General features: G+C 57.1%; 21 protein-coding genes. 9 read left to right on the forward strand and 12 right to left on the reverse strand.

The annotated features are described in order from the left end of the window. Positions 1 to 12 precede the first annotated feature (12 nt). The 5 genes from AC1DUB_RS20415 to AC1DUB_RS20435 form a co-directional block, all read right to left on the reverse strand. On the reverse strand, positions 13 to 1,545 hold the full coding sequence (locus AC1DUB_RS20415) for a TIGR03016 family PEP-CTERM system-associated outer membrane protein (protein ID WP_477731030.1): 1,533 nt from the start codon (positions 1,543 to 1,545) through the stop codon (positions 13 to 15). A 47-nt stretch (positions 1,546 to 1,592) separates the two neighbouring features. Continuing rightward, entirely contained in the window at positions 1,593 to 2,537 is a 945-nt protein-coding gene (locus AC1DUB_RS20420) for an XrtA-associated tyrosine autokinase (RefSeq protein WP_477731031.1), read from the reverse strand. 7 nt (positions 2,538 to 2,544) lie between these two features. Next, positions 2,545 to 4,119: an XrtA system polysaccharide chain length determinant gene (locus AC1DUB_RS20425; RefSeq protein ID WP_477731032.1), complete on the reverse strand. Its 1,575-nt coding sequence runs from the start codon at positions 4,117 to 4,119 to the stop codon at positions 2,545 to 2,547. Between the two features lie 79 nt (positions 4,120 to 4,198). Then, positions 4,199 to 4,834, reverse strand: coding sequence for an XrtA/PEP-CTERM system exopolysaccharide export protein (locus AC1DUB_RS20430; protein WP_477731033.1), 636 nt, complete (start codon positions 4,832 to 4,834; stop codon positions 4,199 to 4,201). Positions 4,835 to 4,979: 145 nt separating this feature from the next. After that, the gene (locus AC1DUB_RS20435) at positions 4,980 to 5,858 is read right to left on the reverse strand and encodes a ThiF family adenylyltransferase (RefSeq protein ID WP_477731034.1); all 879 of its coding nucleotides are present in this window, start codon (positions 5,856 to 5,858) and stop codon (positions 4,980 to 4,982) included. A 141-nt stretch (positions 5,859 to 5,999) separates the two neighbouring features. Here AC1DUB_RS20435 and AC1DUB_RS20440 point away from each other — a divergent pair, with 141 nt between their 5' ends. The 3 genes from AC1DUB_RS20440 (at position 6,000) to pepA (ending at position 9,832) form a co-directional block, all read left to right on the forward strand. Further along, positions 6,000 to 7,103, forward strand: a complete 1,104-nt coding sequence (locus AC1DUB_RS20440) for a nitroreductase family protein (RefSeq protein ID WP_477731035.1) — start codon at positions 6,000 to 6,002, stop codon at positions 7,101 to 7,103. 226 nt (positions 7,104 to 7,329) lie between these two features. Next, the gene (locus AC1DUB_RS20445) at positions 7,330 to 8,409 is read left to right on the forward strand and encodes a PEP-CTERM sorting domain-containing protein (protein ID WP_477731036.1); all 1,080 of its coding nucleotides are present in this window, start codon (positions 7,330 to 7,332) and stop codon (positions 8,407 to 8,409) included. Between the two features lie 655 nt (positions 8,410 to 9,064). Beyond that, positions 9,065 to 9,832: a flocculation-associated PEP-CTERM protein PepA gene (pepA, locus tag AC1DUB_RS20450; RefSeq protein WP_477731037.1), complete on the forward strand. Its 768-nt coding sequence runs from the start codon at positions 9,065 to 9,067 to the stop codon at positions 9,830 to 9,832. 78 nt (positions 9,833 to 9,910) lie between these two features. On the opposite strand, the gene AC1DUB_RS20455 is transcribed toward pepA, so the two are convergent. Genes AC1DUB_RS20455 through AC1DUB_RS20470 form a run of 4 tightly spaced genes read right to left on the reverse strand, consistent with a single transcriptional unit; the run spans position 9,911 to position 14,034 of the window. Then, entirely contained in the window at positions 9,911 to 11,179 is a 1,269-nt protein-coding gene (locus tag AC1DUB_RS20455; protein WP_477731038.1) for a hypothetical protein, read from the reverse strand. A 4-nt stretch (positions 11,180 to 11,183) separates the two neighbouring features. Further along, the gene (locus AC1DUB_RS20460; RefSeq protein ID WP_477731039.1) at positions 11,184 to 11,948 is read right to left on the reverse strand and encodes an outer membrane lipoprotein-sorting protein; all 765 of its coding nucleotides are present in this window, start codon (positions 11,946 to 11,948) and stop codon (positions 11,184 to 11,186) included. 32 nt (positions 11,949 to 11,980) lie between these two features. After that, positions 11,981 to 13,378: an ABC transporter permease gene (locus tag AC1DUB_RS20465; RefSeq protein WP_477731040.1), complete on the reverse strand. Its 1,398-nt coding sequence runs from the start codon at positions 13,376 to 13,378 to the stop codon at positions 11,981 to 11,983. Continuing rightward, positions 13,375 to 14,034, reverse strand: a complete 660-nt coding sequence (locus AC1DUB_RS20470; protein WP_477731078.1) for an ABC transporter ATP-binding protein — start codon at positions 14,032 to 14,034, stop codon at positions 13,375 to 13,377. The genes AC1DUB_RS20465 and AC1DUB_RS20470 overlap by 4 nt, the downstream gene beginning before the upstream one ends. Before the next feature lie 366 nt (positions 14,035 to 14,400). On the opposite strand from AC1DUB_RS20470, the gene AC1DUB_RS20475 reads away from it, so the two are divergent. Beyond that, complete coding sequence (locus AC1DUB_RS20475) at positions 14,401 to 14,871, forward strand: low molecular weight protein-tyrosine-phosphatase (protein ID WP_477731041.1); 471 nt, start codon at positions 14,401 to 14,403, stop codon at positions 14,869 to 14,871. Here the strand turns inward: AC1DUB_RS20475 and AC1DUB_RS20480 are convergent. Continuing rightward, complete coding sequence (locus AC1DUB_RS20480) at positions 14,859 to 15,866, reverse strand: NAD-dependent epimerase (RefSeq protein WP_477731079.1); 1,008 nt, start codon at positions 15,864 to 15,866, stop codon at positions 14,859 to 14,861. The two genes, AC1DUB_RS20475 and AC1DUB_RS20480, sit on opposite strands and share 13 nt — an antisense overlap. 301 nt (positions 15,867 to 16,167) lie before the next feature. Here AC1DUB_RS20480 and galE point away from each other — a divergent pair, with 301 nt between their 5' ends. The 3 genes from galE (at position 16,168) to AC1DUB_RS20495 (ending at position 19,440) form a co-directional block, all read left to right on the forward strand. Continuing rightward, the gene (galE, locus tag AC1DUB_RS20485; protein ID WP_477731042.1) at positions 16,168 to 17,187 is read left to right on the forward strand and encodes a UDP-glucose 4-epimerase GalE; all 1,020 of its coding nucleotides are present in this window, start codon (positions 16,168 to 16,170) and stop codon (positions 17,185 to 17,187) included. A gap of 177 nt (positions 17,188 to 17,364) precedes the next feature. Further along, positions 17,365 to 18,279 carry a transglycosylase SLT domain-containing protein gene (locus AC1DUB_RS20490; protein ID WP_477731043.1) on the forward strand — a complete coding sequence of 305 codons (915 nt, stop codon included), beginning with the start codon at positions 17,365 to 17,367 and terminating at the stop codon, positions 18,277 to 18,279. 210 nt (positions 18,280 to 18,489) lie between these two features. Continuing rightward, a complete protein-coding gene (locus AC1DUB_RS20495; RefSeq protein WP_477731044.1) occupies positions 18,490 to 19,440 on the forward strand; it encodes a hypothetical protein in 951 nt (316 codons plus the stop codon). Between the two features lie 577 nt (positions 19,441 to 20,017). Here the strand turns inward: AC1DUB_RS20495 and AC1DUB_RS20500 are convergent. After that, positions 20,018 to 20,419, reverse strand: a complete 402-nt coding sequence (locus AC1DUB_RS20500; RefSeq protein WP_477731045.1) for a response regulator — start codon at positions 20,417 to 20,419, stop codon at positions 20,018 to 20,020. Between the two features lie 402 nt (positions 20,420 to 20,821). Between AC1DUB_RS20500 and AC1DUB_RS20505 the strand changes: the two genes are divergently transcribed. Next, positions 20,822 to 21,091, forward strand: coding sequence for a hypothetical protein (locus AC1DUB_RS20505; protein ID WP_477720014.1), 270 nt, complete (start codon positions 20,822 to 20,824; stop codon positions 21,089 to 21,091). A 115-nt stretch (positions 21,092 to 21,206) separates the two neighbouring features. Then, the gene (locus tag AC1DUB_RS20510; protein ID WP_477731046.1) at positions 21,207 to 23,381 is read left to right on the forward strand and encodes a catalase; all 2,175 of its coding nucleotides are present in this window, start codon (positions 21,207 to 21,209) and stop codon (positions 23,379 to 23,381) included. Between the two features lie 64 nt (positions 23,382 to 23,445). Here AC1DUB_RS20510 and AC1DUB_RS20515 read toward each other — a convergent pair whose 3' ends face one another. Further along, positions 23,446 to 25,968, reverse strand: a complete 2,523-nt coding sequence (locus AC1DUB_RS20515) for a penicillin acylase family protein (RefSeq protein WP_477731080.1) — start codon at positions 25,966 to 25,968, stop codon at positions 23,446 to 23,448. Positions 25,969 to 26,134: the final 166 nt, after the last annotated feature.

Below are 26,134 nucleotides of genomic sequence, written 5' to 3' on the forward strand. Positions count from 1 at the left end.
GGAATACATGAGTCAAAACTGAACAGTCAAACTGCCGAGGACCGCGGTTTCATCGTATGGCGAAGCGCCTCTGGCAACCACGCGGCGCAGCCCCACGGAAACAGCGGTCTGCTTACCCAGTTTACCCGTGACGTTGACGTTGAGGGCTCGCAACGTGGTGTTTTGCAGACTATTCACCCCAGAGATGTTTTGCAGACTATCCGCCCCAGAGGTTTTTTGCTGCGATGCCAGAACACCCAGTGAATAATCAGGGGTTAAACGGTGCGCGTAGTTGACGCTGAAGCCGCGCTGTCGAATGAACGAAGACCTGGTGAAATCATCAACAGCCCTCGAAACGGTGTCAAGCCTGCTGCTTTCGCTTCGCGTGGCAATAAACGTGATGGTGTCTCGCACGCCCAAGAGCGCAAACAGCAAATCTTGCCGGCGTTGCAAGGACACAGCCGACGTCAAGAAGCTGCTGACGACTGGTGTACCGGGACTTATACCAGTGGCCTGTAAGAATACACTCACCAACTGCGCACGCAGCACAGGATCAGGTTCGATAGATGCAAACTGGCTTTGCAAGAGGTCGAAGATGGTTCCCCGACTGGCAATGCCAAGCTGGGTGGGCGTTGTTAAAACATCCTTCGAATCAGTAAATTTCCATGCGGTGAGTGGCGTTCGATGCTCAAAACTCAGGCTGTGAGCGTTTCCGAAAAACCGGCGATCGCGTGAAGCGGACAGGCGGGTCCGCTCTGACGGCGACCAGTTCACCCCGAAGCCGCTTGTGCTGTAGCTCCGCTTGTCGAAGCTTATGTAGTTATTGGCTTCACGCCCGGCATTGGCCGACACGCTTAATTGGGGAGTAATCCTGTAGGACAAGCCAAGGCCAAAACGGTCCGCTTCGGATGAACGACCGGCACTGAAATCAACACGTTGTTGACTGGCGTCAGCCGACCAACCAAGAGTCGTGAAGGGACTGTCACCCGTGAGTCTTATAGCACTGTCGACCGTTGTGATACGAGAAGCTATCGCTGCATCACTGTCCGTCACTGCTCGACTGTAACGTGCCTCATAGTTGGCGATACTGCCCAAACGTCCGCGCAGATAGGGTGATAACCGGTAGTTTGAAACCTCGGATCGATTGGCGTTGACCGATGTGTTGTCAATTGACTGCGTACCAAAGGCAGACACAGCCTGCTGCGAAATGGAGCCGCTGAAATCAATAAAGGCCCAATTATCAACAGCCTCCAGCGTACCAAACGTATTCAGTGCGTTTTGGGTGTGGCTGCGTGAAGAATTTTTAGCATAGGAAATTGCATTCAAGGCATAGTCAAAGTAGCCCTTGACTCGGGCACCATCCATAATAATGCGGATGCCCGGGCTGATTTCGGTAATCAGGTCTGACTGCTGACCGACACTGCTCAGGCGCACGTTATCTGTCAATGTCTCGGTAACGGAGACACGCGGCACAATCGACAGAGCCTGTTTCGGACCCGAGTCTGAGTCAGGCTCCTGAGCAAAAGCGCCAGCCGACACCATAACCAAACCAGCGGCTACCGGCATAGACTTGGCCGTGACTCGCAGCGCCCGTAGAGAAAGCAAACTACACATCATGACTGGGATCGATGCCGAGGGTATTCAGGCTTGCTGCTGCTCGTGCCCGAACCTTGTCCATAACTATACCCATACCCATACCCATACCCATATCCATACCCTCCTTCGGAATCAGATCTTGCTTTATTCAACAGCATTAATTTGACTGGACATGCCTCAATGGTGGCCAGCGCTTGCCGAACCTCCGCCTGCAGAGTCTTTCCAGCCTGCACGACCATCACCACCTGGCCCATATGGGAAGCCAGCACCCGCGCCTCGGTGGCAAGCAGAAGCGGCGGCGAATCAAAAATAATGATGCGGTCAGAATAGCGCTTGGCCATTTCATCCAGCAGCCGGATCATCGCATCACTGGCCAGCAGTTCGGTAGCGCGGGCATGGGGCGTTCCTGAGGGCAGAATGGTCAGCTTGTCGATGTTTGTTTTCAGCAGCATCCTCGCCATGTCCTTGGACTCACCCTGCACCAGATCGAGCAAACCGAGGCTTTCGGGCAGCCCAAGCACTTTCATCACAGAGGGACTCGTGACGTCGGCGTCCACCAGCATCACCGTGTTATCCAGTTCAGTGGCAATGCTCATGGCTAAATTGATGGCGGTAAAACTCTTGCCTTCACCGGGCAACGCGCTAGTCACCATGATCAGGTTGCCATAGGCGATAGCGGATGCGCCTTTACCCATCGCGTTGCTAATGAGCGGCCGCTTAATGACACGGTATTGATCTGCAATTTGGGATCGTGGCGCATTGGGGCTGACAATGCCCGCTTGCGACATTGCCGCCAGATCAATTTCAACCGATCGGGACAGAGGAGCCGACTGAGCCTCGCTCACAGGATTTTGGGCAGCCCCATCCATTTGCGCTACTGGCGGCGGCGTCGCAGGCATCTCAACACCCGCCTGGCGAAGCTGCTCCAGGCGTTGTGCCGCCTGCTCGATCAAGCTACTCATATTTGATTCATCCCGCCCGCCCGGACATCATGGAAAACACGATCATCCCGGCAATGAAAATTGCAACCAACCCGCCTGAAGCGCCCAGAAATTTTTTCAGATCGGATTTTTCCTGTTGTACAGCCGCGTCGTCCATCACCAGTGTCACAATGCCCAGCAGCGGCAAACCCACCGTCTCCCTCAGGGAGCGTCCATCATAAAAGACGGCACGCAATTGGCTTGCGATAAAGGCGGCCGCAAGCCCGGCGCCCAATGCGGCCAGAAACGCGAGGGGCAGCAGCAGCAAACGGTTGGGTGCCACCGGCTTGGGTGACACGCGTGGCGGGTCTATCAAACGGAAGTCTGCAACACCCGCGGCACTGGTCAAATCGCCTGACAGCGCAGCCGACTCTCTACGTGCGACAAGATCGTTGTAATTTTTTTTATGGATAGCGTAATCACGGTTTAACTGGGTAAATTCAGCTTCTATTTGGGGAGCTGTTTTTATCAATTCACGTGCCCGATTGACACGCGCATCGTACTCACCTACCCTGGCGCGCAAAGCGGYCACCTGCACCTCCGAAGTGGCCAGGATACGATTGAGTTCCTGATAAACCAAGGTGTTGGTCGACGACGAAGTTGGGTTGGCCATCGCGATTTTGCGCAATTCATCCACCTCTTTGAGTTTGAGTGTCTCAAGCTCTTTGATCAGGCGCCTGGCGCCGGCAACGTCAGGGTGTTCCTCTGTAAAGCGCTGCAGCAGCGCATCAAGATTTCGTTTTTGAACGTCAATGCGCGCGTCGATCTCAGGTGTCGAAATCGACAGGGCTGATTCTTGAAGAAGACTGCGGGACGTGATGTCAATGTTTTGGGATTTTTCGGCCTCCAACTGACGCTTGGCCGCATCGCGCGCGTTTTCTGCCTCACGCAATTCAAGGCGGGCCTGGCTCAACTTACTGCCCAAGGCACCGAGTTGTCCGGCCATGTCGGTGCCATCGGCAGTTTGAAGCTCAATGTTTTTGACCCTGAATTCCTTCAAACGCGATTCGGCTTCTTCAAGCTTGGCCAAGTAAGTTTTAATCTGCTCATCAATAAACTGCTTGGCCGTATTGGAGTCCTTGCGTGTGTTACCGAGGCTGGATTCAACAAAAATTGACACCAGCGACTGGATTACCCGCTTCGCTTTGTCAGGGCTGGCATCGCGATACGAAAGCACGTAAAGGTTGTCGCGGCCCTCGTTCTTGATTTGAAGCGTTTTCATCATCCTATTAATCAGCGCATCCTGCTCGTCCTTGGACTGGACCTTTAAATCCAGATCAGCCATGCGCACGAGTTTTTCAACATTGGGACGGCTGATGAGCGTACGACTCAGCATGATCACCTGTTGTTCGACGTTAGGCTGCACCGCCAAGCCCGACATCAAAGGCTTTAATATGGACTGCGTGTCGACAAAAATACGGGTTGATGCTTCATATTTGTCAGGCACTGAAAGCACCACAAACGTACCAATCGCGGCGCCCCCCCAGGCAACCAGCAGGCCAAGCCAACGATGCCTCCACATGCTTCTGGCAGCGATGAATAATTGCTTAATCAGCTCGTCCATCAGATCAGGTCCTTGCGGCAGAATGCGAACGCTGCCATACCTTCGTCAAGCGAAGCAGCAAACAGAAAGGACGCCGGCCTTAAAACCAGCCTTGCGGAATGATCAGGATGTCGCCAGGCTTCATTTCAACATTCGCGGATATGTCGCCTCGCTTGATCAGATCTTTGAGTCGCACGGAATAGCGCTTGTTACCCTCCGAAGCACGCGTGATGGATGCCCCGTTGCCATCGGCGAAGTCCGTCAAGCCGCCCACTGCAATCATGACGTCCAGCACGGTCATTTTTTGTTTGTAAGGCAAGAACTGCGGTTTGGTCGCCTCGCCGACAACTCGAATTTGTTCACTGTACGGCCCGACAAAACTGGTAACGATAATCGTCACAACAGGGTCACGCACCAGTTTGCTCAACGCCTTCTCGACCTCTCGGGCCAACTCGACAGGGGTCTTTCCTTGCGCGACGATCTCGTCCACCAATGGCGTCGACACTTTGCCGTCCGGACGCACAGGAACCGTCAGGGAAAGCTCCGGGTTACGCCAAACGATGATGTTGAGCGAGTCTCCGGCGCCCACAATATAGTTGTAATCAACGGAGGCGGCGACGGTCGGCGCGGGAGGGTACGCGGTCGAAAAACCGGAACATGCGGATAGCAGACCGACTAACGCACCCAGAGCGGCCCAACGGGACGCGGTTTTAATAGTCATAAAAAAAATTTTCATAACATATCCCCTAAAAATGCGCCCAAATGTTTGCACCGGATTTGGAGCTTTGACTATAGCTCCTTCCCCAGCTGTCAGCAATAAGACAAGTTTGAATCCACTGCGATTTAAATTTTGCGGAGTTTTGTGGACGGGCTCAAGCACCTCAAGCACCAGATCTTCCGCGTAGCACGGGGCGTATAAACTTCAGCAGCGCCTGCTGTATTGGGTTGGAATTTCCAAATGGGCGCCAGGTCAATTTAAGCTTTTGATGGTAGGCGTCGAAGTGAATTCCCCACGGAGCGGCCTTGATGGAGCCCCGCCCCAGCAACACCTTCAAGACATTAGCGCCCATCACGCCAGCGCAAAGGTCGCATGCCATGATGGTTGACGGCCCCCTCTTCTCCTGAAAATTTACCGATTCGGGCGCAACCAGGTAGTCGCGTTGAAGCATCGCTGGTGACAGGCCGGCAATGAAACGGGCGTATTGCTCCYGCGACTCGTACCCTTCCACTTTGAAATAGTCCTCAAAACTCATGCCATCAGGACGAAAGTAGAGAAATGCAGTGCCCATGCCCAGCGGTGCTGCGGTCATTGCAGGAATACCCTTTTCCCGGCACTTCGCAAATACCATGCGGCGARCTGGCAGCACAAAGAAATCCAGGCCATCCACATAGACATCGGCATCCCGCAGAAATTCGTCGATGTTTTGGGGGGTGATGCCTTGGGGAAACAAGCGCAAATCGATTTCTGGATTAATGTCGCGCGCCAAGCGGGCGACCGTGTCGATTTTTGGCTGCCCCATAAAAGGCATGAAAGCGCCAGCCTGCCGGTTCAGGTTTTGCACATCGAAGTCGTCAAAATCGGAGATGTTGAAATGACTGATCCCTAGCCGGGTAAGCGTCAGCAAGTGCGAGCCGCCCACTCCGCCCAGCCCCGCAATCGCGATACGAGACGTTCTTAACTTGGCCTGTTCGGCCTGTGTAGTCCAGCCAATATTGCGCGAGAACGCGCTGTCGTAATCAAAGGTGATTGGGGCTGCCATAACGCTCTCGATGTGCAAAATCCTGTATTGTTATTGTGCTCTGGCGCATAACCGGGGGACCATCCCTTTGGCCCCGTTACAGTAAAAATAGGGATTGCCTTCGATTGCGGGTCCGCAGGTGCATTTGCCTTGGACACCCGCATGAGACCCCTGATTCAACGCAAGGAAATACCTGTGAGCCTTGACAAGCTGACCCATATTCTCGACCTCGCACGCTGGGCCCCCAGTGGTGACAACACACAACCGTGGCGTTTTGAGATTGTGGACGAATACCGGGTTCGGGTACATGGCTTTGATACACGCGACCATATTCTTTATGACTATGAAGGGCATCCGAGCCACATCGCCCATGGAGCACTGCTTGAAACAATGCGGATTGCGGCATCCGGCTTTGGCCTGACAACCAGTTGGACTGTTTCTTCTCACGGAGAACACCGCAATCCTGTCTATGACGTGAGTCTGGCGCAGGACCCTGCCCTGGTTCGGGACCCACTGTTTGACTGCATCGAAACCCGCACTGTTCAGCGCCGACCGATGAAAACCACACCGCTTACCGGCACACAGCGCCAAGCGCTGATCGACGCGGCGGGCGAAGGCTTTAGCGTGCAACTGTTCGAGTCCTGGGGTGAACGCCTGAAGGTGGCCGGTCTGCTGTGGGACAGCGCGAAAATTCGTTTGACTTGCCCAGAGGCCTATCCAGTGCACAAAGAAGTTATCGAGTGGCGGGCGCGCTACAGCAAGGACCGCATCCCGGAGCAGGCTGTCGGCGTGGACCCGGCGACTGCGCGCCTGATGGAATGGGTCATGCAAAGCTGGGCGCGGGTGGGGTTCTTCAATCGCTACCTGTTGGGCACCGTGGCACCGCGCATCCAGCTCGACCTGCTGCCCGCGCTATGCTGCGCCGCGCATCTCTTGCTGCGCCCCCAACAGCCCCCGGCAGGCCTGGCGGACTGGGTAAACCTGGGTCGCGCCGTGCAGCGCATCTGGCTCACGGCGACGCACCTGGGTTTGCATTTGCAACCGCAGATGACCCCGGTGATTTTTCGTTGGTATGCCCGCGCCGGACGCCACTTTTCGACCGAACCGAGACTGTTTGAACAAGCGTTGAAGTTGTCCAGTGATTTTGAGCGGATTGCCAATTCGACGCCCGAAGACGATTTTGGCTTCTTCGCACGGGTTGGCGTTTCGCCAGTGCCGCACAGTCGCTCGCTCAGGCGCGACCTGGCAACTTTGATGCAGGCTTGAGAGCAGGCACGGCGGCCAAGGTCACTGCCAGCAGCCTGCAAGCGAGATGGAACTTTCCCATTATTTTGTCGGATTTTTTTACATCTGCCGCTAATGCGTTCCTTTGGAATTGAACAAGCTTTTGATTTTTATAGTGAATAGCTGACTGGCATGAAGAGTGCTTGGGTTCGGCATACCATGGCTGATCAGATTCCCTGACACGGTGGCTCACCCAAGTGAGGATGTCATGAAAGGTATAAGCACAAAATTTCAGCGACTTGCCGTTGCGGCAGTGCTGGCGGCAGGTATGGCAGGGACGGCCCAGGCCGCGCTTGACCTCACAGGCGCTGGCTACGTGACCTACGACGATGCCAATTCCTACGCCTTGCAGGTTGAAGGCGTGATTGCTGGCAGCACCGGGCCCGGGAGCCTCTATTATGTCAACTCCACCCCAGGCGCAATCAAGGACCTGATCGTTGTCGCCACCGGCGCCGACGGCGGACCGGTAAATACCAATCCCGCCGGGATGGACGATGCCTTATCGACGCCTTCCGGGGTAAGCGGCAGCAACTACTTTTCGGACATTTGGAACAGCACACTTACTGCCTTTACCACTTTCCTCAATGGCGAAAGTCCGATATTTTTCTTCAACAACAACCAAACCAACAGTGGTGCTTCGACTGACCAAAACCTTGCGGTCTGGGCGCAAATCAGTTTGACAGGGGATGGCCTGAACACGCTATATCTCACCTTCAGCAATTTGAGTAATGATTACGCCTTGTTTACTGAAGGCGGGGGCGGTGTGTTCCTGGGTACAGCTGGGGGCTTCACAGTCGGCGGTATAGACGCAACTGCGGCGAGCCTTCCGGATCCTTTGGCGGGATCAAATGTTGATCCTGTTGGCACGGATTACGTCCTCTCCGGTGGTGCGATCTGCCTGGACGCTGCCAGCGTGCCTATTTCCTGCTCTTCTCCGGGCGCTGTTACCGGCCCAATCAACAACAACCTGGGTGCCAACCAGGCAGCCTATGCAATCGACGTACCTACACTGAACGACTTCCTTGCCGCTTGGCTCTCGGGCGGTTTCGCTGGCTACACCGATATTCATATTGAACTTCAAATGGGTTGCGACCCGGATACCATCGGTACCAGCGGTGGGACAGCGGGTACAGGTGACTGCGTTGGCCGAGATCTAAATAATGGCTATGAACAACTGTTCATCGGCACGTCGACCACCGTCACGCAAGTCCCGGAACCAGGAATTCTCGGCCTGCTGGCGCTCGGCCTGCTGGGACTGGCCGCTACGACGCGGCGGCGCCAAGGCTGACCCCAGTTGGTACGGCAACGCTCAAGCAAGAAGGCCCCTGACGGGGCCTTTTTTCATGGGGCGCCATTTGCACGCTTTTCCAAAGCGGCGACCCGCCGCTGAGCCTTGCCAGATATTTGAACCTTGTCGCTTAAAAAGTTCTTGGCTGATAGTTCTGATAGTTAAAAATCAGCGTCAGGACAATGAAATGAGCGAAACGAAACGACCGGCCAAGTGCGCACTGGAATTCAAGTTGCAAGCCGTCAGGCGGGTCAAGGGCGGCCAAGTGCCGAGTCAGCCTGTGGCGCCAACGTCGGCACCTGCCACGTGGAAACTGCTCGACGAGCTCGACGACTCAGGTTGCTTGCGTCGGTCTGCGGCGCCGCGGCAAGACATATCTCAATGAAAAGTTCCTCGCAGCTTGCGCCGGCTATGCCTGCTTTGGCACCCGGCGCCGACGCCATGCAGGCGCCTGCATTCTGGTAGTCCTTGCGACGCCAGCTAATGTCGAATATTTTTACACTGTCACAGCATCGGCCGAGAAATAAATCGCTAAGTGCTTGTCAATACTAGGTAATTCTCTTTGGGCACGGGCTTTGCATGCATCCAACGCAAATGCAGGGCTGTCGAACCTCGTCAGTCTGCATTTGCAAATCATCTCGTTAAGGAGGACTGTATGTTGAAAAGCAAACTGTCAATTGCGTTTGCCCTTGCTGCATTGATCGCCAGCGGTCCGGCAGCTGCTGTGGGAACCGGTATTGACTTCCAGGTTAATGAGACAGTTGTGGTTGGCGTGCCGGCGGCGGCACCCCTCATCACCGCCGATTCGATTGATTACTCCTACAGCGCAATAATCAATCAGACTCTGGTCGGTCCAACACTGAATTTTGATGACCCGTTCACGGAGACCGGCTTAATCCAAGCGTCCAGTTTCAAGGACGGCATCTTCACGCAGGCGGCATATCTGAACTCCCCTCCTCCAGCCGGCTATTCCATAGTAGGGGACTTCACCGCCACTGGCGTTGCTGGCATCGACGGAACGGGTATCTTGGCCATCTTCAGCACATTTGCATTGAACCTTTTCATTGACACCGACCAAAACGGCATCGGCGACCTTTTGCTCGGTACGGGGGTACTGAACGCTTACAGCGAGGCCCGTATCTTCTCCCCCGCGCTAGCCAACGGCGACTTCGACGTCAACCTGCTCTTTACGCCGACGGTCTTCGGTAATTCGTATTTTACTTCTCCGTCACCTTTCCTCCTGAATATGGAAACCACCGGCGTCACAACGACACTCAGCGGGGTTACGCTGGGAAGTTTTACGGCAACGGCCGACGGCTCTGGCAACCTCTTCGTTAACCAAGTGCCTGAGCCCGGCACATTGGCGCTGCTTGGCCTGGCGCTGTCAGGCTTGGCGCTGATGCGTCGCAGGCGCAACAAGTAAAGCGCCAAGTTAAGACTCCCCAAAAAAAGCGCGCCATTGCGGCGCGCTTTTTTGTTATGGGATCCTGCGCTTGGACGCCTAGAAGTAGTAGGTTCCCAGGACTTGCATAATGCGGCGATCGGGCAATATCCCAAACTCGCTGCTGGCACGACCCATGTTCTGCTGAAGCTGAAAGCTCAGGTCGAAGCTTGGCCAGTGGTGGCGCAACTCAAGCCAGGCGAGCCGGCTGCGGTCGCCGGGATTAAACCGAAGATACGCGGTCAGATCCAGATCCTTGAGCCAGAGGCTTTTTTGTGTGGCGTAGATCAGATAGGCCCGGCGGGGCGCCAGTTCCAGAAGCCGCAGGGCTTCCCGCAGGTACGCCACCTGGGTAGCGGGCGCAGTGCCAAGGGCGGCCCAAGCCGGCTGCCCCATCGCGAAGCCGTTGTATTGGTATTCGGCCGTGACTGACAACTTGCCAGAGGTGGTATACGTGACGCCACCGACAAAGCGATTGCGCGTGGCTTTATTTTCCGGCAAAGCCAGGGCTCGGCTCAGCAAATCGGGCTCACGGCCTCGTGACCACTCGAGATGAGCTACCGCTGCGTCCGACATCAACGCCGTCAAATTGGCGCCCAGCGCGGGCGACAGGCCGCTCTCCTTGTATAGCAGCACCTGGCTGCTGACGCGCTGCGAAAATTGGGTGCCGAGCGCAATCAGGGAGCGGTCCCGATTGTTGGTTGATCCGAGGTCAAGGCTCCAGCCATCCGGATTCGGGCGATCGGCCAATTTCGGCGAATACGCATACGACAATGAGCCGTCGCTCCAAAGCCGTTGCGCACGCAGCATAACGCTGCCAAGACGATTCTGCCGAAGCGCAAGGGGATCGGCGCTAGTCAGGACGCGCAAGCTGCCGTCACGAAAAAAATCGGTGGGATTGTAGCCATAACCCGGCCCATAACGCAGGTTGATACGTCCAAGTTCCAAGACCGTGTTTTCTCCTTCGGGCTGCCAGCTCAAATAGGCCTCGCGCAGGCTGTTCACCGTCGAGTCAGCGCCCGCGTCCCTGGGATAAATGTGATCAAGGCGGTCCGAAATGACGGCGCGCAGTCCCGGGCCAAGCCGGGCCGAATGCGAGAAATCAAGTGAGGCGCGACCGATGTTGCGACTGTCAGGCAAGTAACGCTGGCTGGCGTTGCCTATCGCGCCCTCGACGAAAAACTTGGTGTCCCGAGCAGCTTCAGCCGGGGGGCTGGTGTCGCTTTGCAGACTCAGGGCGTCTGCCTCCGCGTCCGCGGCCAAGGCAGGCGCCTGGATCAACACAACCGCGACAAAGAGAGCGGGAACGGAACGGGTAAAAAAGCGCATGAGGTTACTCCGGCTGAAAACGAGGCAGGAAGTCTCGCTGCATCCACGTATCAGGGATGGCGCGTGCCTTGTAGTCTGAAAAGCGCATGAGCGTGACCAACTGGGGATCGAGGCCGTCAATGATCACGGTCTCGGTCGGGCGCTCTGCGCCGAGCTGGGGCTGAAACCGGCGATAGTAGGCCGTTTTGAGCAAGCGCGACGATTCGGCAAAAAAACGCGCCTTGAGGGGCCGGTTGTTTTCAACATCTACCCACAGCTCGATGCTTGCATAGGTGACATTCGGCGACGATGCACTAAGCGCGAGTTTGTGGGCCTTGCGTGTGCGGCGTTCGCCGTCGAGGATCTCCTCATCGCCAGTCAGCTGCGCTCTGTAGTCCGTCGCCAAATTCACGGTAGCCACATCACCATTGGATGCCTGCCCAAGCAAGCGCTGTTGCGGCGACAGGCGAACGCTCGCCTTACTGGTCGGGTCGTAAAACCACATGTCATTGCCGTTCTTGAGCATCAGTTTTCCCGCATCCCGCGCGGGCAGGACAAAACGGGTCAAGCTGGCGAATTGGCCACCCTGCTTTGGCGTGCGGGAGTAGCTGATAAGTGTACTGGTGTCGACCTGCTTGCCAGCCTGAAATTCAGTCAACGTCACAGTCACACTGAACGGCTGTCCTGGATTGCGGATGGCATCGCTGGCAGCGAGGATCTCTTCTGCGCCAGGCGCGGACCACGCCAGGCCATAGCCGAAGAGGAATGAAAACAGGGCTATTCGTTTCATATTCGTCAAGCCTTTCGTTAAGCCTTTCTCCATCAAACGTGACGCAAGGCCTCGACCACGTCCAGTCGCGCAGCCCGGTGTGCAGGCCACCAGGCAGAGAGGATCGCAATGCAGATGAGGCCGAAGGTTGTGCCAAGGATCATGCCGGTTTCACCCCAGACATTGACAGTGAAGGGCACCAACTCAACGTTGCCGGGAGGCAGCCAGGGCATGCCAATCTGGTTGATGACGACAGACAACACGAGCGCCAGCACAACGCCGATCACTGCCCCGAATAAGCCAAGCAGCGCGCCTTCGGTCACGAACAGCCTGAGAATACCGGAACGTCTCAAGCCCATCGCACGCAGGGTACCAATCTCGACGGTGCGTTCGACAACCGTGGTATTCATGGTGTTGCTGACCGTGAACAGGACGATACCCCCAATCAGCACAAAAACGAAACCAAATATGGTGTCGAACATCAGCATGGTCTGGACATAAAAAGGATTCAGCGCCCGGAAGTCCAGCATGGCCAACGGTTGTTTGGTGGAAAAATTGGCCAGGATAGGCGCCAGACGCGCCTTTGCCGCCGGAATCTGGTCGGAGTGGCGCAGCTGGAGCATGATCGAAGTTGCCTTGGGCGGTGTTTGCCCATAGATCAACTGTTGTAGCTGCGCAAGACGCATCATGAGGGAGACTTCATCAAGCTCCTTGATACCCTGATCTTCTGCACGAATTACCTCCAGGGAGGTGACATTCGGTGCGCCTCGAGCGTTGACGACCAGCACTTCGATCCTGCGTGGATTGGCCCCGGTGGCGCCGGACGCAGCAGGTGTTTCCTGCAGGCTGAGTTGAGCGATGTCATCGGGAAGCGCCAGGCTGTCGGCCTTCTGCTCCTTTTCGGGCTTGGGGCACCGCTCAATTTTCAATGCGTCGCATAACTGCAGTACCCTGGCCACGCCGGTACCGACGACGGCAGCATCTGCGGCCGCCCCTTCCAGCGCGGACAGCGGAGCCTTGGTGCGTAGATCAAAGTCGTTCCAGTGCCGCATACGGTTGATGTCTTCTGCGACGAACCCGGTCCCCATGATGGTCCGGGACACACCTGCTGGGTAATTCCCCGCAATACCGCTAAATTGCAAGGTGGGTGTCGCTACCAGCACCATTTTTTGCAACGCTTCATCGCTTTGAATGGCCGCCAGGATGTTGGTGTAGTCGGCAATGCCATAGGCTGTCGGGTTTCCGCTACCGTAAAGATAAAAATCCCGATGCTGAATCTGCAGATGTCCACCCTTTTGCACGTGTCTCGTGTGCAACTCGTAATTGACATTGGTGCTGAAGCCGCCGAACAAGAGTATCGAGGTGGCGCCAATCGCCATAGCCAGCAAGGTGGCCAACGAGCGGCGACGGTTACGCAAAAGATTTCGCACCGCCAGGGTCAAGGTCATCATGGCACGTCATCCGCGCCTTTGCGACGAACCCCGCGAATCGTTCCGTCGGTCAGGAAAATCGTGTCGTCTGCGGCATTGATCACATGGGGGTCATGAGACGAGAAAATAAAAGAAACTTCATAACGCTCGACCATCCTGCGCATCAAGGCCAAAATGGCAGCCCCGGTCTGGCTGTCCAGATTGGCCGTCGGTTCGTCGGCGATAACCAACTTTGGCTTTCGGGCCAAGGCACGGGCTATTGCAACCCGCTGGCGTTGCCCGCCAGACAATTGACCTGGAAAATTCTTTGCCTTGTCGCCCAAGCCCACTGCATCCAGCAATTTAAGGACCCGTTCACCCCGTTTTTTTGCCGAGGCGCCCGCCAGCAACAAAGGGTATTCGATATTTTCGTATGCACTCAGGACCGGCAGCAGGTTGAAGTTCTGAAAAATGAACCCGATGTTTTTGGCACGGAAGTCCGACAGCGCGTCGTCTGTCAAATTGCCTACCTTGCAGTCGGCCACGATGACTTCGCCTTTGTCAGGCTTGTCAATACATCCGATCATGTTGAGCAGGGTCGTCTTGCCGCTGCCGGATGGGCCCATCAGCACAGTGAAACATGCACGGCGCACCACAATATCGACCCCGTTGATCACCGGGACGCTTATTGAATCCATGTGATAGGTTTTTTCGACCTGCGTGAGAATAGCCACAGGTCGGTGATTTCCCGTTTGTTCCGCTGAAATTTCCAGCACCTCTCGCCCCTATTCATGCACCTGACGGCTGCTGCCTGTCTACAGGCCTGGTTCACGCGAATCTCCAGTGCCGCCGAGTTAAATATTACGGCATTCCAGGCTGTGGAGAACAAATCATTTATCCGATTCTGCAACAGGCTATCGGCCCGGTTCTTGAGGAAGTTCCATGGAGTACCTGCAATGAGCTGCAATGAGCTGCAAGAATGTGATTGGAAAAAACAGGCTCATGTCATTTGAAGAAATCGGCCACCTGGCGAGCAAGGCTGGCAACTACCTAAAATCTTCACCATGACGAAGATTTTGATGGTCTGCATGGCCAATATCTGCCGTTCTCCCATGGCGCAGGCCGTGGCGAGGCAGGTGGCACACGACGCAGGGCGATCGCAAGAGCTTGAGTTCGACTCGGCGGGATTACTTGCGCAACATGCAGGAGAGCAAACGGACGCCCGGGCCAGATTCGTCCTTTTAAGCCGGGATTACGAGCCCGGAAATACGCGAGCGCGCTGCGTGAATGATCAGGACTTCGAGCACTTTGACTTGATTTTGGCCATGGATCGGCCCAATCTGGCAGCGCTGCAGCGCCTTTGCCCGCCACAGCATCTCGGCAAACTGCACCTGCTGCTGGAGTTTGCTCCCGCGGCTGGCGTGGACGAGGTGCCCGACCCCTATTACGGCAACCTGGCCGGCTTCGAGCGGGTGCTGGATCTATGCGAGGCTGGCGCGCGGGGCCTCATCAAGGCGCAGGCTCAGATTTTGTAGTAACCGCGGAACCAGGCCACGAATCGGCCAACACCCTGCTGGACCGTGGTACCGGGTACAAAACCCACCCATTCCTGCAGCGCGTCAGTATTGGCATAGGTAACAGGCACATCACCATCCTGCAAGGGCAACAGGCGCTTTTCTGCCTTCTTGCCCAAGGCTTCTTCAATGCAGTCAATGAAGTCAAGCAGGGCAACCGGATTATTGTTGCCGATGTTGAACACGCGGTAAGGTGCGTTGCTGGTGGCCGGGTCGGCCAGAACTGAGTCATAGGCTGGGTCGGAAACGGCCGCGCGGTCAAGCACCCGGATGACGCCCTCGACGATATCATCCACATAGGTGAAGTCGCGTTTCATGTCGCCGTGGTTGAACACATCGATAGCACGTCCTTCCAGGATAGCTTTAGTGAACAGGAATAGCGCCATGTCGGGCCGACCCCAGGGACCGTACACCGTGAAGAAGCGCAAGCCGGTGGTTGGCAGACCATAGAGATGGCTATAGGTATGGGCCATCAGTTCGTTGGTTTTCTTGGTGGCGGCGTACAGGCTGACTGGGTGGTCCACGCTGTCATGCTCGGAAAACGGCATTTTGGTGTTGCCGCCATACACGCTGGAGCTTGACGCGTATACCAGGTGCTGCACTTTGGCGTGGCGGCAACCTTCAAGGATATTCACAAAACCCACGATATTGCTATCGACATAGGCATGCGGATTTTGCAGGGAATAGCGAACACCTGCTTGGGCGGCAAGGTGGATGACACGATCAAATTTTTCAGCTGCGAAAAGCAAGGCCATGCCGTGCCGATCAGCCACATCCATTTTGACAAAGCGAAAACCTGCGTGTGGTGTCAGCCGATTAAGACGGCTTTCTTTCAGGGTGACGTCGTAGTAGTCGTTGAGGTTGTCCAATCCCACCACTTCGTCCCCGCGCGCCAGCAGGCGCAACGCTGTGCTCATGCCAATGAAGCCCGCCGCTCCGGTCAATAGTATTTTCATAGTCCGAGGTTCGACACGACGTTGATTTGACTTGATCTTAACTTGGGCGTGAATCCATAAAAAAGAACTTATGAGACCGAAGTCCGGACAACGCCTGGAACACGCCTTACGCAGGGCATCGGTTACCAAGCTGTTTGGCCGCATCAATGGACAGTGAAATGGCGTTGCAGCAATCCGTTTCGTGTGTGCGACCACGAAATAGCACTTTTTGAACCATGCCCCTTTTTCAGCCATCCACTTCAGCTCTTGTTCTCCGTATCGCCTTAAACTGGTAGCAACATCACAACCCAGGCAACAGCCCATGATTTTTGTCACTGGTGGAGCTGGCTATATTGGTAGCCACACCTGCGTTGAACTGCTCAACGCCGGCTTTGATGTCACTATTTTTGACAATTTTTGCAACAGCCACCCCGAGGCAGTGGTGCGGATGAAGCGCATCACCGGCAAACAGCCGGAGATGATCCAGGGTGACGTACGCGATCGCCCTGCGCTGGTAGCAGCCCTCAGGGAAAGCAAGGCCTCTGCCGTCATCCATTTTGCGGGACTCAAGGCGGTAGGCGAGTCGGTGGACAAGCCACTGATTTATTACGACAACAATGTTGTTGGCACCGTTTGCCTGCTTGAGGCGATGCGCGAATGTGGTGTCAACAGGCTTGTGTTCAGTTCTTCAGCCACAGTCTATGGCAACCCACAGCGGCTGCCGTTGACTGAAGATCACCCGCTTTCCGCCACCAATCCCTATGGACGAAGCAAGCTTGTCATTGAGGAGATGTTGCGGGACGTCTATCGAAGTGATCCTGCATGGCGGATTGGCATCCTGCGCTACTTCAACCCAGCAGGCGCACACGCCAGCGGCTTGATTGGAGAAGACCCGCAAGGCATCCCCAACAACCTCATGCCCTCTATTGCCCAGGTCGCGGCTGGACACCGTGATTTTTTGAATATATGGGGTAACGACTACCCTACGCCGGATGGTACCGGCGTACGTGACTACATCCATGTGGTCGATCTGGCGCTGGGTCATCTCAAAGCGCTGGAACGCCTGCAGGGCCTCCCCGGATGTCTGACCGTTAATTTAGGCACCGGGACCGGCTACAGTGTGCTGGAAATGGTGCGCGCTTTCGAGAAGGCCAGCGGCAAGCGTGTGGCGTATCAGATCGCCGAGCGGCGGACCGGTGACATTGCTTCTTGCTATGCGGATCCCGCCCGGGCATTTGAATTGCTGGGTTGGCGCGCCGAAATGGATTTGGATGCCATGTGCGCGGACACTTGGCGCTGGCTGCGCAGCAATCCAAGAGGCTATTTATCAAATGAAGACTAATTCTGTTCGGGACACCTTTTCTTGCTGATGAGGTCTTCGCAAGCGCCCTGACATGCGGCAATAAGCGTTGGCTGCGACGACAGGCCAGGCTCAGATCCCACCACGTCGGACAAGGCTGCAGCAGTAGCGTGACAGACGTGCGAAAAGCGCAGATACTGGCATTTATTGCTGGCATTTATGCGCTTGCGCTTTTTACCCCTTCTGCGGATGTTGATGGCGACATTCTGTGTTGCGGGGGCAGCGCAGGGGCAAGACGTCTCGCCCGAGACGTCCGCTGACAGCAGCCTGGTTTCCAAGCTGCGCCTGGAGGCCATCGCCTACGAGCATGGCGAAGGTGTGCCGCGCAATCCTGTTCTGGCTGCAAGCCTTTACTGCAAGGGCGCACGCTTGGGCGACGCGGAGGCGCAATACAACCTGGGATGGATGCACGCCAACGGGCGCGGGGTGGAACGCAGCGACCCGCTGGCTGCTTTCTTTTTTCATGCGGCCGCGGAGCAGGGGCTCGAAGCCGCCCAGCGCATGTTGAAAGTCGTGGGCGTTCCCTCCGCCGAAGTACCCGACTGTATGCGCGATCCTGCACCGCCACCCTCTTCGCCCGGGGCGGTGGGGACGAGCGTGGACTATCGGGCGATTGCCCCACGGAAAATTTTCGATCTGGTGATGAAAATGGCGCCTCAGTATCAGGTAGAGCCGCAGCTGGCGCTGGCAATCATTGCCGCAGAATCTAACTTCAACAGTCTGGCGGTGTCACCCAAAAAGGCCCAAGGGCTGATGCAACTTATCCCGCAGACCAGCGTACGCTTCAATGTGAAAGATCCCCACGACCCAGTCCAGAATATTCGGGGTGGCCTGACCTATTTGCGCTGGTTGCTGGCCTATTTTGAGGGCGATGTGGCGCTGGTGGCCGCCGCCTACAATTCGGGCGAACGCACGGTCGAGCGTTACCGGGGTGTTCCGCCGTATCTGGAAACCCGGGCCTATGTGCAACGCATACTCAAGTCGGTTGGCACCTCGGCCCATCCGTTTGACGGCACTGTGGCCAAGCCCTCCCCCTCCCTGCCCCTCATCCGCTTAGCTTGGCGCATGAAATGATGGCCTGCACCCGCCGGGCTCTAGCCGCCAGCGCGGCTTCCATGTCGCGCGCCAGGTACAGCGGGTGGGGTTGCGTGCCGTTGAGTCAATTTTGGTCACCATGGGAAGGCCGACGCCATAGCTGAGCTGACATAGGAGCTTCCCATTGACACCTGTAGGACGAGATAGTCTCTTGCCAGAATCTCATTTGTTTGCGTGCAAACTAGGCAAATGGAAAAGATTAAAACCTTTCTCTTGAAACTCGCACTGCCCGCTGCATGGTCTTTGTTATTGGCGGTTTTGGCTGCGGCTGATCCGGCGCTTGGTGCCAGCGACAACGCCTTGGCGCAAGGCACATCAGAGATGCCTGCCGAATCAAGAGATGCTGCGCTACTTAAAAAGCACGCGGCACTGGCTGGGCAATTGGCTAGTAACCCCTACGGCAGGCCGCTGTTTCTGCAGTCCTCCGAGACCACCAACATGGTCAGCGGCGATGCCTACGCCGTGCTGGAATCGCCTTTTGCCGCATTCAGCGCCACCTTCAAAAGCCCCAATCACTGGTGTGACGTGCTGATCCTGCATATCAATACCAAGTACTGCCGCGCAGGTGCAGACACCAGCCCAAGCACGCTGAAGATGAGGATCGGCAAAAAAACCGCACAGGAACTCCATGATGCATTTGCACTTGAATTTGCCTACCAGTTGGTGGCTGCCTCACCCAGCTACATCGCCGCACACCTCAACGCCCCCGAAGGGCCTCTAGGCACAAGCAATTACCGTATCGAGCTTCAGGCTGTCCCTCTTGGAGAGGGCAAAACCTTCATGCATTTGCGCTACTCCTATGGGTATGGCGTGGCTGGCCGGCTGGCCATGCAGGGTTATCTGGCAACGGTGGGAAGCGGAAAGATCGGCTTTACTCAAATTAATGAGGGCCAAAAATCCCGATACGTGGGCGGCATGCGAGGCACTGTTGAGCGAAACACCATGCGCTACTACCTGGCCATCGAGGCTTTTCTCGCCTCGCTGGGCCACCCCACGGCACAGCAACTCGACAAGCGCCTGCAGTACTGGTTTGATGCAACTGAAGAGTATCGCCAGCAGTTGCATGAAGTGGATCGGGATAGTTACCTGACCATGAAAAAGGCCGAATACCAGCGTCAGAAGAGTTCTTCTTCAAGCTGATCAACATAGACATGGGGGTCTCGGCCCACCCGGCGRCACGATCAGCGGCGGAATTTCATTGGGTGCATAAATTCCGGGGCCTGGCTGCGGGACGGTGGCGGCGGTGGCGGCACTCATGGAGTCGCCAGGGAAATGGGTAGAACCAGGTATCAGCGTGTGCGAGGGCCCCACTTCACCGCCCTGCGGCCGTGGCGCCAACCTGTATGCAGCGCCAGCGCAACCAAGGCACCGGCCACCGCGGCCAGCAAGGCCGACTGATACGGTTGAGCCGCCACGTACCGCCTCACTGTATCCTCGTAGTGGGACGGGAGGTTTTGATGATGGCGGTCACCAACGGTTTCAGGGACAGTTGGCGAGGCGGAAAATTTTTCCGGTTCCACCGCGCCCGCTTCGAGAAGGACCGCCTCTTCTGCCGACTGGAGCACCTCATCTTTGAGTTGCCTGGGAGCGTCTGCCGTAGCCGAAAAGGCAGAGCCGCCTGGGTTGGCGGAGTTGGTGGGGTCAGTGGGAAAAGGCATTGAAAAATAGAATTCGAAGGGTTTCACGCCTTTTGGAATCTGGAGGAACGCTGATAGCCCTAGTTGCCCCTGCTCGCGGCCACGTCGAGGTTTTCGCTTTGGGCCACACAGTAATCCAGCAAGGCGTCGATTTCTGTTGACTTGTCAAAGACAGCATCCACGCCCAGCTGGATACACCGAAGACGCATTTCACGGCTTGTGTAGTTGCTGAAGACCACCATTTTTTGCAGCGTTCCCCGGGTGCGGCAAGCTTCAAGTACCCCCAGTCCGCTGCCACTTTTGAGAAATACGTCAACGATGGCAAGGTCCCATTGGGCATCGTGACCCGTGAGCCAGGCGGTGCCCTCCTCTTCAGTATCTGCCGTACCCACGGTTTCAACCGGCGCGAGCTCTTCCAGCGTGCTGATCAGGTTTTCTCGAATGGTCGGGTTGTCTTCGACCAGGTAGGTTTTCATCTTCATTTTTAGGACTAAGCGCGGGCGCCCGGCGGGAATTAACCAAAGTAACCCCGCCAATCTAAGTGACGACCGGCCACTCAACTGCCGGAGTTACCAGCGAGTGCATGTAGGAGAAAGCGCCATTGCCGTTCGAAAGTCGATAAGCGACAGGCGAGAGGTAAAAGGCAAAAGGCCGGCCTCCCGGCCCTGCGTGGACTTGCTCGATGCAAGGCCCGAACTCCTTTTTCCAAACCCAACCGGGATGGTTGCGACGGCCTTGTCCAGTAAGCGACGTCTTACGCCAGAAAAAGACAGTCCTTACACACAACACGGATGTCCGGCTACCAACATGAGCGCTGCAGGCTTGTATGGTGTCCTGTAGGCCCTTGCGTTGCCCCCTTAATGTTGACCTCAACGGGAATTGCCATGAAATCTGGAGCGGGACTTTTGAACAGTCTGGCGGCGGGAATGCTGACGGTGTGGAGAATTCACGCCAACCCTAAACAGACAGATTTTCTTCATATCTTTCTGACGGTGCTGGTCTGGGCAGCGGGACTGTTCCTGATGTCGCTGCTTTTGCCCGACGATTTGGCCGAGGGCACCCAGGAGTTCATAGGCTGGTGTCTGGCCGGCACGGTTGCAACGCTGGCACTTTTGGCGAGCGTGAAGATGCTTGAAGGGCTGCTCGATTCATAAATTCTCCAACAGCGCTGTTTCTGCGCTGGCCGCACAAGGCGGTTTTCCAGGACGCTGAGGCGGGTCTTCTTTTTTTCTCCTTTTAATTCTCAAGCCCTAAAAATAAGGAATTTACATGCCGCCACCCAAGCGCAAAGCCGCTGGCCCCATCCGGCCCGCGGAGGGCGCCCGAGACAAGCAAACCCAGCTTGATGCTTTTACTCCCGGCACAGCCAGTATTTTGACGACCAGCCAGGGGCTACAGATTCCGGACAACCACAACTCCCTCAGGGGTGGTGTTCGCGGCCCGACCTTGCTGGAGGACTTCATCCTCCGCGAAAAAATCACGCATTTTGACCACGAACGTATTCCCGAGCGCGTCGTCCACGCCCGGGGGGCGGGTGCGCACGGCTATTTCAAGCCTTACAAGTCGATGGTGCAGTACACCCGCGCGGCCTTCTTGCAAGACCCTGCCATTGAAACGCCTGTATTTGTGAGGTTTTCGACAGTGGCAGGATCCAGAGGTTCGGCAGACACGGTGCGTGATGTCCGCGGGTTCGCGGTCAAGTTCTACACCACCGAAGGTAACTATGACCTGGTGGGCAACAACATTCCGGTTTTCTTTATCCAGGATGCGATCAAATTTCCTGACCTCATCCACGCCGTCAAGCCCGAACCACACCATGAGATGCCGCAAGCGGCGAGTGCCCACGATACTTTCTGGGATTTCGCATCCCTGATGCCAGAGTCCACCCACATGTTGATGTGGACGATGTCAGATCGCGCATTGCCGCGCAGCTTCCGGATGATGGAAGGGTTTGGCATTCACGCCTTCCGCTTTATCAATGCCCAGGGAGATTCTCACTTTGTCAAATTTCACTGGAAACCCAAACTCGGGGTGCACGGCCTGGTGTGGGATGAGGCGCAGAAGATTGCCGGCAAGGACCCTGACTTTCACCGTCGCGACTTGTGGGAGGCCATTGAGAGCGGTCATTTTCCCGAGTGGGAGTTGGGTGTTCAGATCGTGAACGAAGGCCAGGAGACCGAGCTTGGCTTTGACATCCTGGACGCCACCAAACTCATTCCGGAGGAGCAGGTTCCCGTCCAGATCATCGGCAAGCTGGTGCTCAACCGCAATCCGGATAATTTTTTCGCGGAAACCGAGCAAGTGGCATTTCACCCGGGCCACCTTGTACCGGGTATTGATTTTTCAAACGACCCCCTTTTGCAGGGGCGGCTCTTCTCGTACACCGATACCCAGCTGTCCAGATTGGGCGGCGCCAACTTCCATGAAATTCCCATCAACCGGAGTGTGTGCCCGATGCATAACTTCCAGCGGGATGGAATGCACCGCCAGACCATCAGCAAGGGACGCGTGGCTTACGAGCCCAATACGCTGGGCAGTGGCGCGGAATACCGGGTGGATGGCGCTGCGCAAGGTTTCCAGTCTTACCCCGAACAACTGGAGTCGCCCAAAATCCGCCGGCGCAGCCCCTCGTTTGACGATCATTTCTCGCAGGCCACCCTGTTTTGGAACAGCCAGAGCGTTGCCGAGAAAGACCATATCGTCGCAGCGTTCAGGTTTGAGCTGTCCAAAGTGGACGTGCCTGAAATCCGGCAGCGCATCGTGGACAACCTGGCGCATGTGGACCTGAAACTTGCCAGCCGGATTGCGGCGCCTTTGGGCATCGCCGCCCCGGACCCCAAAGCCGCGGCGGGCCGGCTAGGCTTTCGGGATTACCGAATCACCAACAAGGTCGATGAAGATCCAGCCTTGCGCATGGCCGGAAGGCCTGGCGGCGGGGTGAGGACCCGCAAGGTGGCCATTTTGGTGGCGGATGGCGTCGAGGCCGCCACCGTCAGGCGCATCCAGCACGATTTGACAGAAGCAGGCGCCCTGTGCAAGCTGGTTGCACCGCATTTGGGAACGGTCAGCACCGCCAGCGGCCGTCAGCTGGCGGTCGACCATACCTTTGCCAATATGCCGTCCGTCATGTTTGATGCCGTTCTGATTCCCGGTGGTGCGGCCAGCGCCGCAGCTTTGAGCGGGCTCGGCGAGGCGGTTCACTTTGTGCTGGAGGCATACAAACACTGCAAAACCATTTGCGCGGTGAACGATGGGGTGCAGTTGCTCGGCACACTGGGCTTCGGCCACGGGAAAAATCCCGAGCTGGTAACAGTCCCCACAGCCGGTGTTCTGATTGCCGATGGGCGCAAGGTGCTGGATGGACAGGTGTCGCAAGACTTCATGGCCGCCATCGCATTGCACCGCCATTGGGACCGCCTCAACGTCGACGCCATTCCGGCTTGATGCTTGAGACCTGGAACTGCAGGCTCGATATGCAGTCCGCGCAGCGAGCCTCAGGGGTTAGCGATCAGGGGGATAGCGTCAACTGGTGCGCGAATCCCGCCGGATTCATTTGCAAAGGCCGGTACTCTACCTGCGCCCAGCTGTCACGCATGTCGCGATAACGGCTTGAAAACACCAGCCCGCTCTGGCCGGTCTGGTAGATAAATCGGGAATTTTCCAGATCTGCCAGGTCGTACACGGTCCGCAGCGACGCGGCCTGCCGATTGGCAAAAGGCGTTTTGTCTCCGTTGGGCCAGTACTGGCCCACATTGACCGTGAAGGTATCGCCACCCGTGGGTGCCCGAACGTCGAAAAACCGCGCCAGCCATGGAACATTGCCAAAGGGCTTGTGCGCGGACAGCGCGTAGTGCGCCCTGCCCCACGCCCACTGGCTGACGTCGTCGCCATAGGCGGCCTGCAGACGGGTGAGTGCCCGGTCCAGCGCGGCGGCGGATTGCGCCGTGCATCCTGCGCTGCCGCACCAGCTGGCGTCATTGCTTTCCAGGATGTTCTCGAGGGTGCTTCTGAAGTGGCGTTTGCCATAAAGCGCCGCGAATGTCCTCTCGCCGAGTCTTGCGCCAATGACGCCCCGCGTGAGTTCGTCCGCCCACGCCGCAAAAATGAGCGGCGCCGCCCTGTCCGACCGCATGATGCCGTCAAAGCCTTCCATGACGCGCCGGGCGGCACCGGCCAATGGGTGCGCGGAAGATTGCGACAGTGCTTTTTGCATGAAGGGCAGTAGCCGAACCGTGGCTGCCGACATTTGGTCGCCCTGTATTTTCTGCATCGAATCCACATCGTGTGTTGGCCTGGCGGCCAGCAACTGCTCAATGCGGTCATAGCGGTAGGGAACGGTCCAATCCTGCCCCATGAAGATGGGGTAGCCTGGCGGGGTGATGCGCTGGTTGGCCGTAGACCACCAACCTTTGGCGGCAATGGCGGCATGGTTTGTTTGAGGTGTTTGCGCGTAAGGCACCCAGCCGGCCCAGTCGTAACGGGCGTCCCATCCTGGCGAAGGCGCTATTCCCAGAATGTCGTTGTCGGGCTTGCGCAGCGGTATCTTGCCGACAGCCTTGAAGGCCGTGCGGCCTGCCACATCGGCCGCCACGACGTTTTGCATGGGGGAGTGGTAGGCCGAATACGCCGCAATCAACTCATCAACCGACTGCGCCCGATTCGCCTGCAGTCCCGCCAGTACGGTCTGGTTGTCTGCGTCGAGGGCGCTCCAGCGCAGTGCAATCACGTATTTGCGGGTGTCCACAAGGTCGGCATGCGACTTTTGAACATCGCTGAGCACGGGGCCGTGACGGCTTTCTCGCACCATCAAGCGCAGATCCGGTTCTCCTTTGACCAGGATGGTTTCCTCATGGACGGTGAAGTCCTCCCAGCGCGTCCCACTGCTGGTATCGTCCGTCCCTGGCACTCTGTATTGCCGGGGATTGGCCGGGTTGAGTTGCTCGAGGTACAGATCCTGTACGTCCGGCGCGGTGTTGGTAAAGCCCCAGGCCAACTTGCCGGTGCGGCCCAGCACCACGAACGGCAAGCCGGGCAAGGTGGCGCCCATGACGTCCAGCCCGATGGTGGCCTGGCTGTCGGGTGCCTGCAGCCGCGCGAAGTACCAGGTGGCCGGCGCCGACAATCCCAAATGGGGATCATTGGCGAGCAGCGGCTTGCCGCTGCTGCTGTGCTTGCCCGCCACCACCCAGTTGTTGGAGCCCTTGCCATCGACTTGGCCCAGCGACTCCATCCAGTCACTGATGCCTGACGACAGGGCGAATACCTTTTTTCCGGCGATTTCAGTATCAAAAAAAGTCCCTCCCCCCGAAGTACGGACAGCTGGAGCTATTATTTTAGGAGCATCTGCTGGGCCCACCCGGTACACCCCCAACCCGGCATACAGCCTGGAGAAGTCGACCCGGGAGGCCGGTTGCTCGCCGGGATAAGGGGGAAACAACTCCCACAGCTGGCGGGTGTCCAACACCCTGGCGGCGGCCAGGCGTGCAAATTCGGTTCCCCAGTTGCCACCCAGGTCGAGGGCCATCATCAGCGACCAGCCCAGGCTGTCTACCGGCGACCAGGCCTTGCCGGCAGCACCACCGGGCTTGACCCCCAGCATGTGGAATTCGGGTGAGAGCGCCTGCGATGAACTCGCATAAAAAGCATTGACGCCATCGCTGTAGGACTGCAGCGCCACCCGCCCCTCTTCCGGCAGGCTTTGCCATTGCCGCGCTGCCGCCCGCACAATCCCCAGCGTGCGCATCAGCTTGTCGGTGTCCACAGTTGAGGGGCCAAACACCTCTGACAGCTCGCCACGCATCAGCCGGCGGTTGAACTCCATTTGCCAGCCGCGCTCCTGGGCATGCACGTAGCCCAACGAGAACCACGCGTCACGCGGCGACTGGGCCCGTATGTGCGTTACATCGGCATGGTCTCGCGCCACTGTCACCCGGCTGCGCAGGCCAGGAACCTGCAACTCACCGTCCRGATCAGGAAAAGCCCGGTAGACATAAAAACCTGCGGCAGCAAGGAGCAGCACAAGCGCCACCATCAATAACCGGGACAACGCCGCCAAAACAAGTCTGAACCGGATCAAGGTTGGTGCCCGCTGAAGTAAGGTGTTGTCGCTGACAGTCCTGAGCCTCGTCGGCGGCCAGGGGCCAGGGTATGAATTCAATTCTGCTATGTCCCAAGGATACGCCGGACGCCCGGCCCAA

It is taken from the genome of Polaromonas sp. P4_F9 (genome assembly GCF_056401235.1).

Coding starts and splice junctions, on each gene's coding strand:
- AC1DUB_RS20415 (WP_477731030.1), bottom strand. CDS start 1,545: ATGCCGGTAGCCGCTGGTTTGGTTATGGTGTCGGCTGGCGCTTTTGCT.
- AC1DUB_RS20420 (WP_477731031.1), bottom strand. CDS start 2,537: ATGAGTAGCTTGATCGAGCAGGCGGCACAACGCCTGGAGCAGCTTCGC.
- AC1DUB_RS20430 (WP_477731033.1), bottom strand. CDS start 4,834: ATGAAAATTTTTTTTATGACTATTAAAACCGCGTCCCGTTGGGCCGCT.
- AC1DUB_RS20440 (WP_477731035.1), top strand. CDS start 6,000: ATGAGACCCCTGATTCAACGCAAGGAAATACCTGTGAGCCTTGACAAG.
- AC1DUB_RS20445 (WP_477731036.1), top strand. CDS start 7,330: ATGAAAGGTATAAGCACAAAATTTCAGCGACTTGCCGTTGCGGCAGTG.
- pepA (WP_477731037.1), top strand. CDS start 9,065: ATGTTGAAAAGCAAACTGTCAATTGCGTTTGCCCTTGCTGCATTGATC.
- AC1DUB_RS20455 (WP_477731038.1), bottom strand. CDS start 11,179: ATGCGCTTTTTTACCCGTTCCGTTCCCGCTCTCTTTGTCGCGGTTGTG.
- AC1DUB_RS20460 (WP_477731039.1), bottom strand. CDS start 11,948: ATGAAACGAATAGCCCTGTTTTCATTCCTCTTCGGCTATGGCCTGGCG.
- AC1DUB_RS20465 (WP_477731040.1), bottom strand. CDS start 13,378: ATGATGACCTTGACCCTGGCGGTGCGAAATCTTTTGCGTAACCGTCGC.
- AC1DUB_RS20470 (WP_477731078.1), bottom strand. CDS start 14,034: ATGGATTCAATAAGCGTCCCGGTGATCAACGGGGTCGATATTGTGGTG.
- AC1DUB_RS20475 (WP_477731041.1), top strand. CDS start 14,401: ATGACGAAGATTTTGATGGTCTGCATGGCCAATATCTGCCGTTCTCCC.
- AC1DUB_RS20480 (WP_477731079.1), bottom strand. CDS start 15,866: ATGAAAATACTATTGACCGGAGCGGCGGGCTTCATTGGCATGAGCACA.
- galE (WP_477731042.1), top strand. CDS start 16,168: ATGATTTTTGTCACTGGTGGAGCTGGCTATATTGGTAGCCACACCTGC.
- AC1DUB_RS20490 (WP_477731043.1), top strand. CDS start 17,365: ATGCGCTTGCGCTTTTTACCCCTTCTGCGGATGTTGATGGCGACATTC.
- AC1DUB_RS20495 (WP_477731044.1), top strand. CDS start 18,490: ATGGAAAAGATTAAAACCTTTCTCTTGAAACTCGCACTGCCCGCTGCA.
- AC1DUB_RS20500 (WP_477731045.1), bottom strand. CDS start 20,419: ATGAAGATGAAAACCTACCTGGTCGAAGACAACCCGACCATTCGAGAA.
- AC1DUB_RS20505 (WP_477720014.1), top strand. CDS start 20,822: ATGAAATCTGGAGCGGGACTTTTGAACAGTCTGGCGGCGGGAATGCTG.
- AC1DUB_RS20510 (WP_477731046.1), top strand. CDS start 21,207: ATGCCGCCACCCAAGCGCAAAGCCGCTGGCCCCATCCGGCCCGCGGAG.